The organism is Streptomyces sp. NPDC058671 (genome assembly GCF_042716475.1).
Classification (GTDB): domain Bacteria; phylum Actinomycetota; class Actinomycetes; order Streptomycetales; family Streptomycetaceae; genus Streptomyces.
Window position 1 is genome coordinate 1 of the sequence record NZ_JBHXSA010000055.1, and the last position, 9589, is coordinate 9589.

A 9589-nucleotide genomic window follows, 5' to 3' on the forward strand; every position below is an offset into this window, starting at 1 on the left:
GGACGGATCATCGACGCCGACAGCACGGGCGACAACAAGGACCAGGAGAACAACGACACGCAGGCCGCCGCCGAAGCAGCCCTGCTCCACTTCTCTGCGGGGGTTCGGTCAGCGAGCGCGGCGCTTGACGAGGCATCGTGCCACCAGCCGGGGCGCGGCAATGGCCGTGAGGAGAACGGCGAGCGGGAGGGCGGCGTCCTTCCACGGGTTTCGGATGGCCGTGTACGTGGCACGGCCGTTGCTGATCTCGATGAAGCCCAGGGGCTGGGCTCCGGCTCCTCCGCCGCCTCCACCGCCCTCTCCGGTTCTCGATGTGGTGACATCGTGGCCGGCGCCGGCGCCGGCTCCGAAAGCGAAGCCGATGCGGGCGACCGGAATCACGGTGACGCCGTTCGTGGTGATGGGTTCGCCGTAGACAGCGCTCACCGACGCGCGGCTGCCGAGTTCGTCTCCCAGGCGTTCGAGCAGGGTGGCGGACACGTGGGTCGGGGCCGGGTCTTCGGGTGCGGGGGGCCGGGTCTCGAGCGGGCGGTCGGTCATGGAGTCCCTACGATTCGCGGGCGGACGGCTGCATCGAGGATATGGGGGCCGGGAGGCCGACCGTTCGCGCTTGTCGGGGTTCGGTGTCGGTGAGATCCGTTCGGGTGTCGTGGGGATCGGCTCCGCCGGGGTGCCCTGTCGGGCGCCGGCCGGTCCTCCTTCGCCCGGCGCCACGGGCCCACACGCCGAACGGCCCGCACCGTCACCCGGTGCGGGCCGTCATCCACCCAAGAGCCCGCCGGAGGGGGGAGTCCGGCAGGCCCTGCATATCCAGAGCGGTCCCATGCGCTCACCACCCGCATGCCCCCGAACCCACCATCCACACCCAGTGATCCGACCGAGCAGCCCGGACAGCCCGGCCCGGCCGGTTCAGGGACGCCGGACTCGCTGCTCAGAGCGACCAACCAGGGGACCTGTCCGGTGGAGCGCAGGGGGTCTCCCTACGCGAGCTCGCCCCGTCCTGCCGGGGCGGCCGCGATACCGGCCGCCGTGATCGACACACACGACACGTCCGCTACGGTTCCGTTCTCCCGGATCAAGATCCGGACCGGGGTGTTGGTGTTCTGGGGCAACGACGTCGCCCTCATCCGCCGCGTCGAACACGGCGAAGACCTCGACGCGACTCTTGCTCGCGGGCTTGCCGAGGAACTGGATCTCGATGTCGCCCGGGCCGCAGGGGGTGATCTGATGGCGGTCGTGGACCAGCGCGTCACCCGCCCACCGCCCACTCCGCCGCCGCGCACGTTCCATTTGATCTACCGCTTCCGCATCGTCCCTGGACTCCGCACACCCTCGCCGGGACCGGCGAACAGCCCGACGGCGGCCCGGCTCCCATGCAGCACGCACGCACCCAATTCGCGGAAGGGGGCTGCCGGTCACCGAAGCGTTCGAGCGGATCCGCGCCCTCGTCGACCAGGCACTTGCCAGAGCGGTGACGGCGGTGGAGCCGCGCCGCGGGGTGACGCTGGTGGCTGACGGGTACCTGCCGCAGGGCCGTCCGACGTCCGTACGACGTGGCTAAGTCGCGGTGAGGGGTGTGCGGGAGCCCGGTCCTCGCCGTGCGGGCGTGCAGGCTTGACGGAGGCGCCCCGGCCGGCGCCCATGATGTGGGAAGTGAGGAGCACATGTCCTTTCAGGCGTATCTGGACAACATCGAGGACAAGACGGGCCTGACGCCCCGGCAGTTCATCGACCTGGCCAAGGAGCGCGGTTTCGAAGGACCGACGCTGAAGGCGGGCCCGGTCCTTGAGTGGCTCAAGGAGGACTACGGTCTGGGACGGGGCCATGGGATGGCGCTGGTGCACGTCTTCAAGAACGGCGCGCAGATCTCGGCCAAGCACGTCGGCTCGGGTGGTACGCACCACGACGACTCCGACACGCTGTGGCTCGACGGGAAGAACAACCGCCCCTGAGGTGGTGCGTGACGTGTGAGAACGTCGGCTCCCCACCTTCCCGGAGGGGAGCCGACGTTCTTTGCTGTCAGGCGGCCAGGACCTGCTCGGGCGCCCGGGCTTCGGTGGATCGCGCGTTCCGGGACAGCAGGGACGCCGGGACCGACATGAGGACGGCGGTCATGACGCCGGCGATGAACCAGCCGGAGGCCTGGTGCTCCGCGGCGAAGGCGGCGGCGACGGGAGCGATGCCGCCGAGGACGGCGCTGGTGACGGCGTTGGGAAGGCCCACGCCCAGGGCCCGTACCTCGGGCGGGAAGATCTCGGTGAGGAGCTTGGGCAGCACGGTCGTCGCGCAGACCAGGTAGACGACTCCGGAGCCGTAGGTGAACAGCAGGCTGGCGAAGGTGCCGGTCATGGTGAGGTACGAGACCGATCCGGCGACGGCGAACAGGGCACTGGCCGCGACGAGGAGGCGGGTGGCGCCCATCTTGTCGGCGAGCAGGCCGATCGGTACGTTCAGCGCCATCATCAGCGCGGTGGCGGTCACGACGACCCAGAACATCGTTCCGGGAGGTGCGAGGCGGCCTCCGAGCGCGGGGACGACAGCGGTCCAGGTGCCGCCGACGGCGCCGGTTCCGGCGACGAACAGGACGGCCATCAGGACGTTGCGGCGGTGGGCGCCGAGGACCTGGCGGAGCGAGCCGCGGTCGCGGCGTCCCTGGACCTGACGCCGGAAGACCTCGGTCTCGACGAGCCGGGTGCGCAGCACCAGCAGGATCAGGCCGAGGACGCCGCCGACGATGAACGGCACGCGCCAGCCCCAGTCGGCCATGGCGGCGGGTCCGAGCGCGGCGGTCAGGCCACCGCCGAGGAGGGATGCGCTGAAGGCGCCGGCGCAGGTGGTGAGGGAGAACAGGCTGCCGTAGGTGGCCTTGCGCTTCTCGGGGGCGACCTCCATCAGGTACGCGGCGGCGGCGGGCCATTCACCACCGTGGGAGACGCCCTGGGCCATGCGGGCCAGGAGCAGCAGCACGGGAGCGAGCAGGCCGATGTGCGCGTAGGAGGGGGTGACGCCGATGAGGAGCGAGCCGCCGGCCATGAGGGAGACGGCCAGCATGAGGGCGGGGCGGCGACCGCGGCGGTCGGCGTAGCGGCCGAGGAGGATCCCGCCGAGGGGACGCATGAGGACGCCTACGCCGAGGACCGCGAAGACGCCGAGGATGGAGGTGAGGGAGTTCCCGGTGGGGAAGAACTGGGCGGCGAACAGAGGCGCGAAGAGGCCGTAGCCGAGCCAGTCGAAGGACTCGATGAAGTTGCCGACGACGGTGGCGGTGACCGCCCTACGGTGGGCCTTCTTCGGGGAGTGCGCAGACATGATGGGCCGGTTCTCCTTCAGACGGCGGCGGCGTAGCCGTGGGCGGTGATCCGCCGGCCCGCCTCCTCGTAGTAGCCGGGCTCGGTGGGCAGCGCGGTGGCCAGGCCGCTGACGTAGCGGTTGTACATGCAGAAGGCGGCCGCGATGAGCACGGTGTCGTGGATGTGGGTGTCGGTGGCGCCTTCGGCGCGGGCGGCGGCGATGGTCGCGTCGTGGACGGGGGCGGCCAGTGCCTGGATCTCGGCGGCGATCCGGAGGAGAGCCCGGAGCAGGGGGGTGAGCGGGGCGGTGTCGGCATCGTGCTGGACGGCCTTGACCAGGGTGGTGCCGCCGTCGAGCTGAGCGGCGGCGGCCGCGCCGTGGGTGTCGGCGCAGAAGCGGGTGGTGTTGAGTTCCGACACGTACGCGGCGATCAGTTCGCGTTCGCCGCGGGTGAGGGGCGAGTCGCCGCGCAGCAGGGCGTCGGCGAGAGCGTTGAGCGGGGCTGCCGTGTCGGGGCGGTCGGTCATCAGTCCTCTGATGCCCGGGAGATCGTTGGCGATCCGGATGTGCGGCACGGGTCGTCCTTCGGTTGGAGAGGTGTCGTCGCCTCATCGTTGGCAGCCTCGGAGCGGTCGGCCAACTTCTCTCGTGCGGATCTGTGGTGGCCGTCGCGGTGGGCCTGCTTGCTCCTCGTGGCGACGGCGGCAGGCGATCTCGCTCCGGGGTTTGCGCCGGGTGGTGAGGCGGTCCGGGGACGGCGCGCCGGTGCGAGCTGCGTCTGTGACGGCGCAGCCGCCGTCACCGTCATGGCGGCAGTCGCCGTACCGGCAGCGGGTGGTGAGGGTGGCGATGTCGGTGAAGACGTCGTCGACGGCCTCGGGGCGGCCGCGACTTCCAGGGCTCCTCGGTGAGGAAGCCTGTCCAGGTGCGCAGCCGGTCGCCGGCGGTCGGGTCGAGACGCTGGACGGCGGGCATGGTGGGGGCGCGGAGGACGACCAGGCGGTTGGGGCGCGGCAGGGTGAGCGTCGGGTGGGTGGCGCTGTGGACGAGGGCGGTGTCGGCGCGGGACTCCTCGTCGACGAGGGCAAGGCCGCCCCCGGTGGGCGCTCGGGGTGGTGAAGTGGGCGTACGCGCCGATGCGGCCGAGCGACGGGCTCGGCGTGATGCCGGACGCGTCGAACGGGTTGTCGTGCCTGATCCAGACCTCCTTGGGGGACGGCCCGGGGTGGGGGAGGGAGGGAGACGGTACGGGCGAAGTCAGGGGTGAGTTCCGTCGCGAACGCCTTCCAGGTCTTCGTGTCGCGCTCGTCCGGCTCGCCACTCGTTCAGGGGGAACGGCCGACGCGGCCGGCTGTCCATGAGGACGACCGGCCGCGTTACGGTGCGGACCTCAGTGGCCGACGTCCTGACGGGGGCTGAACTCGGCCTCGAATTCGTAGTTCTCCTCCTCGATGATCTCCATGGCGAGGTTCTTCTCGTTCTCTATGGCGATAATTCCTTTCCGATCGGTTTATTCAGGGGTGTTCTCTCGCGGGGGTGGCGGGATTTTTCCGGAGCATTCGATGGGAACTGAGCGGTCCGTCCGACCGGGGGATTCGTCGTGCTTTCCGGCCTGTTCTGGAAACTACTCTGACACGGCTTCACAGGCGGTGTCAGCACTTTCGCGTGGCATGGAATGCCCTTGGCATTGTTGTGTCACACCAGGCCGCTGCGGGCGGCCTGGAGGCCGAGCTGGAAACGGCTGTGGGCGCCGAAGCGTTCGAAGAGTCCGGAGATCATGCGGCGCTCGCTGCGCAGGGAGATGCCGAGCCTGCGGGCCGCCGCCTCGTCGGTGAGTCCCTCGGCCAGGAACCGCAGCAGCGCGCGTTCCCGGGGCGAGCACGCGCCCGGTTCTTCGGCGTCGCCGTCCGCGCCGGGGAGGGGCGCCGCCTCGTCCCACAGGTGCGTGAACAGGGCTCGCAGGCCGGTGAGGACGCCGGGTTCACGCAGGAGGACGGCTCCCCGGTCGGGGTGGTGCGGGTCCAGGGGAAGGGCGGCGCTCGCGCCGTCGACGATCCGCAGCTGCAGGGGGAGGGAGGGCAGGGTGCGGATCTCGGCGCCGGCCCGCGTCAGCTGTCGTACCGCCCGTCGGCGCTCGGAAGTGCCGTCGGTGCTGTCGAGGTGGAGGACGCGAACCCTCACTCCCCGGGCGAGCAGATCGAGGTGGAGGGGGACATCGAGCTCCCACGGGCCGCCGCCGGGCACCGTGGTGGGGGCGAGGGCGAGGAGTTCGTCACGGGCCTGGCAGGTGAGGTCGGTCTGGAGCCGCCGGACGGCCTCGGGTCCCGCGAAGCGTTCCACGACTCCGTCCCGGGGGTCCCGGTCGAGCGCCGAGTGCTCGGCGAGGAGATCGGTGACCGCGGCGCGGCTCGCGTCGATCTCCGACTGGGCGCGGGCGAGTTCGTCCTGGCGGCGTTCGAGGAGGGCGCCGAGTCCGGCCCGGGGTGGCACGAGCCGCAGGCCGCCGGAGGACTCGGTGGTCGCCGTCGAGCGCAGCAGCGCGAGGTCGGCGAGCGTATCCAGGGCCCGGGCGACGGTGGGGCGGTCGGTGTCCAGCGCCTCCGCGAGGCGGTCCACGCCCCAGGAAGGGTGCTTCAGCATCAGCCGGTAGACGGCCTCCGTGCCGGAGTCGAGTCCGAGTACGCGCAGCATGAGTGTCCCCCCGCGATCGTGTGTGGACACCGGGGCACATGCGTGCCACGGCATGTTCCTGGCCTCGTCCGGTCTGGGGCGGGGCCGGTGGTGTGCGGCACACTCGGTGTGTGCACCTCGTCGAATTCGTCTTCGCCAAGCCGCCGGAAGCACCGGTGCTGTCCTCCGACGCCCTGCTGGCCGAGCTGTGGGCGGTGTGCGGGCCGGACGACGGTGTGGAGCACGTACGGGTGCACGCGAGCCGGGCCGGCGCCCGGGGTGTCGCCTTCCTGCTGGCCCCGGACGAGGCGAGCGCCGTGCGGCGGTGTCGTGCCGTGTGCCGGCGGGTGCTGGTGCTGTCGTCCGCCTTGGGGGACTGGCGGCTCACCCACCCCGTGGAGGCATGACACCGGGAAGCGGGGCGTGCTCGTACCGGCACGGCCACCTGCCCGAGTCTCCGCGTGCCGCGGGATGTTCCTTGCCACGTCCTCATTCTTGGACTAGCGGGTGGCGGGACGCTTCTCTCTGAGTGCGGAGCTGACGGCGTCTGCCCGGAGCGAGGTCCGCACGCCGGGAGTTGGCCGGCCGGCCCACGGGTCCCGACGATGAGCCCATCCGTATCCCATGCGACGACAAGGACGTGCCGGTGCCCCACATCGAGATCACCCATGACCTTCCTGGCATCAGTGGACTGTTCGCTCAGCGCCCGGACACCGCCGGCGTGCTGTCGGAGCTCGCCGAGACCCTGCTGCGCAGCGGTCCGTCGCCGCTGAGCCGGGGCGAACGTGAACTGATCGCCGCGTACGTGTCACACCTGAACCGCACCGACTTCTGCGCCGCTTCGCACAGCGCGTTCGCGGCCGCGCAGCTGGAGGGCGGCGCCGAGCTGGTGGGGTCCGTGCTCGCCGACGTCGACACGGCGGCGATCACTCCGCTGCTCCGGTCGCTGCTGAAGGTGGCGGCCGAGGTGCAGGCCGAGGCGGCCCCTGTCTCCGGCGAGGTGATCGCCGCCGCCCGTGCCGAGGGCGCCACGGACACCCACATCCACGACACGGTCCTGATCGCGGCCGCGTTCGCGATGTTCAACCGGTACGTGAACGGTCTGGCCACGGACGTTCCGTCCGACCCGTCCTTCTACGACGTGGCTGCGGATCTCGTCGTCCAGCACGGTTACGGCGCCGCCCGCTGACGTTCCGTGCTCGTCCGCGCCGTCTTCCTCAGGAGGCTGACATGGTCTGGTCCCCCGTACACGTTCCCGACCAGAGCGGCAGGGTCGCGCTGGTCACCGGCGCCTCCGGCGGCATCGGCCTGGAGACCGCCCGCGTGCTCGCCGCCCGCGGGGCGCACGTTCTGCTCGCCTGTCGCAGCGTGGGGCGGGGCCGGGCCGCCGCCGCCCGCATCGGTGGCAGCACCGAGGTCGTCCGGCTGGACCTGGCGTCGCTGGACTCGGTGCGCGAGGCGGCGGCGCGGGTCCGCGGCCGGCACGAGCGCCTGGACCTGCTGGTCAACAACGCCGGGGTGATGTTCCCTCCGTACCGGCGTACCGAGGACGGCTTCGAGGCGCACTTCGGTGTCAACCACCTCGGGCACTTCGCTCTGACCGGCCTGTTGCTCGGCCTGATGACGGCGGTGCCGGACTCCCGGATCGTCACGGTCGCCAGCCTCGCGCACCGGGCGGGTCTCGGGGCCCTGGACGAGGACGGGGCCCGGTCCTCGACCGGGCGACGGTCGCTGACGGCGTACGGGCGTTCGAAGCTCGCCAATCTGCTGTTCGCGCGGGAGTTGCACCACCGGCTCGCTACGGCGGGTGCGGCCACGGCCTCTCTCGCGGCGCATCCGGGCCTGTCCCCGACCGGCCTGTGGCACGGCGACCCACCCCGGTTCCTGCGGCCGGTGGCCGCGGCGGGACTGCGGTGGCTGGCCCAGCCCGCGGACCGGGCGGCGCTGCCGTCGCTGCGTGCGGCCACCGACCCGCGCGTGCCGGGCGGTGCTCACCTCGGCCCCTCGAAGCTCTTCGAGAGCCGGGGAGCGCCCGCTCCGGCCCGATCCAGCCGGGCCTCCCGGGACATGGCGGCGCGCGATCGCCTCTGGCGGTTGTCCGAGGGGCTGACGGGGGTGCGTTACGCGTTCCCGTCGGCGCCACGGGTGGCGGGCGCCTCCGGAGCCGTGTGTCCGGTGACGGGCGCGCGAGCGTGAGCGCCGTGCCGGAGGCAGGCATCGCGGCCGGTGTGGGTGCGGGGTTGGACGGTCAGGGGCGGTTCCGGCCGGTCGCGGCCTGGGCGTGGATGTGGCGGAACTTCGACATGGTGCCGCCGGACGTGTCGGGAGCGGCCTGGCAGACGGACATCTCGTCGCCGCCCTCGCGGGCGGCGGAGGCGGAGGGGTACGCCCGCTACGCCGCCCACGGGCCCTGGTGAGGGCCGCCAACCTCACGAAGTGGGAGCGGGGCGTTCTTCCTGAGTGCTGAACACGCCGACGGCATCCCTGGTGACGCCCTGTCGCGCCTAGCGTTCGCCGCGTATCCCACCCCCTCATGGAAGCGGCATGTCATGGCGCAGACAGCACAGCGACCCGCCCCCGTCGGCTCCCGGCCGGAACGGGCCGCGGTCTCCGAGCATCCCACCCCGTCGTTCTTCTTCAGCGGCCATGTTCCGCGGCGCCGTGCGCTGGTCATCGCGGTCAGCGCCCTGTTCGGTTTCGCCCTGACGGTGGTGTGGTCGGCGGAGTTCGTCGACCGGACCATCGGTGACACGGTCGCGGACTCGCTTCTGGGGCACCCCGCCAAGGGCACCCCGATCGCCGGCGCCCTGGCCGGGGTCCTCTTCGCCCTGGTCACGGGGGTCGCCGGCACGTTCACCGCGTGCAACATCGCCGTGTTCAGCGCGCTGGCGCCGCTGACCGGCGGGGGGGCCGTCTCCCGCCGGGGCCGGATGGCCGCCGCGCTGCGTCCGCTGGGGCTGCTCGCGGCCGGGGCGGTCGCCGTGTCCGCCGTGTACGGGATGCTGGTCGCGATGTCCGGAACGGTCATGCCGCAGTTCGACCAGAGCCAGGGCGGTTCAGGTCTCTCCGGTCGGCTCATCCAGGCCATGGTGGTCTACGGGCTCATCGGCCTGGTCATGACGTACCTCGGTCTGGCGGCACTGGGCATCGTGCGCGACCCGCTGGCGAAGCTGTCGCAGGCGTACCCGAGCGCGCCGATGCTGTTCATGGGCGGTCTGATCGGTGCCTTCCTCATCGGGCGCCCCTTCTCGCTGTTCCGCCAGCTGTTCCGGGACACGGCCGAGAGCCGCAACGTGCTGTACGGGTCGCTGGCGTTCAGCCTCCAGACCCTGGGCAACATCCTCGTCATGGCGGTGCTGTTCCTCCTGGTGACCGGCTTCTTCGGGGAGCGGCTGCACCGGTGGATGACGAAGCGGCCGAGTCGTGCGGCGGCGCTGATGGGGGCCGCGTTCATCGCGGCGGGTGTCTTCATGGTCCTGTACTGGGACCTGCGGATCCTGGCCCGCCGCGACATCATCTGGTACCCGATGGCGCCCTGGGCCGGCTGATCCGGTCCCCGACGCGGGTGGCCCGGACGGAGGGGGGCAGAGCAGGGCCCGCCCCGGCGAGGTGTGAGCGGGGGCGCGGG

At 71.9% G+C, this 9589-nt stretch carries 11 protein-coding genes; 7 read left to right on the forward strand and 4 right to left on the reverse strand.

Annotation, left to right across the window (positions count from 1 at the left end; genetic code table 11):
• Positions 1 to 108: 108 nt before the first annotated feature.
• A complete protein-coding gene (locus ACFWV2_RS32810; protein WP_384411004.1) occupies positions 109 to 480 on the reverse strand; it encodes a spore germination protein GerW family protein in 372 nt (123 codons plus the stop codon).
• Between the two features lie 1184 nt (positions 481 to 1664).
• Between ACFWV2_RS32810 and ACFWV2_RS32815 the strand changes: the two genes are divergently transcribed.
• Positions 1665 to 1952: a DUF4287 domain-containing protein gene (locus ACFWV2_RS32815; protein WP_384411007.1), complete on the forward strand. Its 288-nt coding sequence runs from the start codon at positions 1665 to 1667 to the stop codon at positions 1950 to 1952.
• Between the two features lie 67 nt (positions 1953 to 2019).
• Here ACFWV2_RS32815 and ACFWV2_RS32820 read toward each other — a convergent pair whose 3' ends face one another.
• A complete protein-coding gene (locus ACFWV2_RS32820) occupies positions 2020 to 3309 on the reverse strand; it encodes an MFS transporter (RefSeq protein WP_384411010.1) in 1290 nt (429 codons plus the stop codon).
• A 17-nt stretch (positions 3310 to 3326) separates the two neighbouring features.
• Positions 3327 to 3866 (reverse strand): carboxymuconolactone decarboxylase family protein, encoded by a 540-nt coding sequence (locus ACFWV2_RS32825; protein ID WP_384411013.1) that lies wholly within the window; start codon positions 3864 to 3866, stop codon positions 3327 to 3329.
• 818 nt (positions 3867 to 4684) lie between these two features.
• On the opposite strand from ACFWV2_RS32825, the gene ACFWV2_RS32830 reads away from it, so the two are divergent.
• Entirely contained in the window at positions 4685 to 4864 is a 180-nt protein-coding gene (locus ACFWV2_RS32830; RefSeq protein ID WP_384411016.1) for a hypothetical protein, read from the forward strand.
• 122 nt (positions 4865 to 4986) lie between these two features.
• Here the strand turns inward: ACFWV2_RS32830 and ACFWV2_RS32835 are convergent, their stop codons facing one another.
• Positions 4987 to 5982 carry a helix-turn-helix transcriptional regulator gene (locus tag ACFWV2_RS32835; RefSeq protein ID WP_384411019.1) on the reverse strand — a complete coding sequence of 332 codons (996 nt, stop codon included), beginning with the start codon at positions 5980 to 5982 and terminating at the stop codon, positions 4987 to 4989.
• 110 nt (positions 5983 to 6092) lie between these two features.
• Between ACFWV2_RS32835 and ACFWV2_RS32840 the strand changes: the two genes are divergently transcribed.
• The 5 genes from ACFWV2_RS32840 (at position 6093) to ACFWV2_RS32860 (ending at position 9509) form a co-directional block, all read left to right on the forward strand.
• Positions 6093 to 6368 carry a hypothetical protein gene (locus ACFWV2_RS32840; protein ID WP_384411022.1) on the forward strand — a complete coding sequence of 92 codons (276 nt, stop codon included), beginning with the start codon at positions 6093 to 6095 and terminating at the stop codon, positions 6366 to 6368.
• Between the two features lie 239 nt (positions 6369 to 6607).
• Positions 6608 to 7150, forward strand: coding sequence for a carboxymuconolactone decarboxylase family protein (locus ACFWV2_RS32845; RefSeq protein ID WP_384411024.1), 543 nt, complete (start codon positions 6608 to 6610; stop codon positions 7148 to 7150).
• Between the two features lie 41 nt (positions 7151 to 7191).
• On the forward strand, positions 7192 to 8157 hold the full coding sequence (locus ACFWV2_RS32850; RefSeq protein ID WP_384411028.1) for an oxidoreductase: 966 nt from the start codon (positions 7192 to 7194) through the stop codon (positions 8155 to 8157).
• A gap of 5 nt (positions 8158 to 8162) precedes the next feature.
• Positions 8163 to 8378 carry a hypothetical protein gene (locus ACFWV2_RS32855; RefSeq protein ID WP_384411030.1) on the forward strand — a complete coding sequence of 72 codons (216 nt, stop codon included), beginning with the start codon at positions 8163 to 8165 and terminating at the stop codon, positions 8376 to 8378.
• 132 nt (positions 8379 to 8510) lie between these two features.
• Positions 8511 to 9509 carry a hypothetical protein gene (locus ACFWV2_RS32860; protein WP_384411033.1) on the forward strand — a complete coding sequence of 333 codons (999 nt, stop codon included), beginning with the start codon at positions 8511 to 8513 and terminating at the stop codon, positions 9507 to 9509.
• The last annotated feature ends 80 nt before the right edge of the window (positions 9510 to 9589 follow it).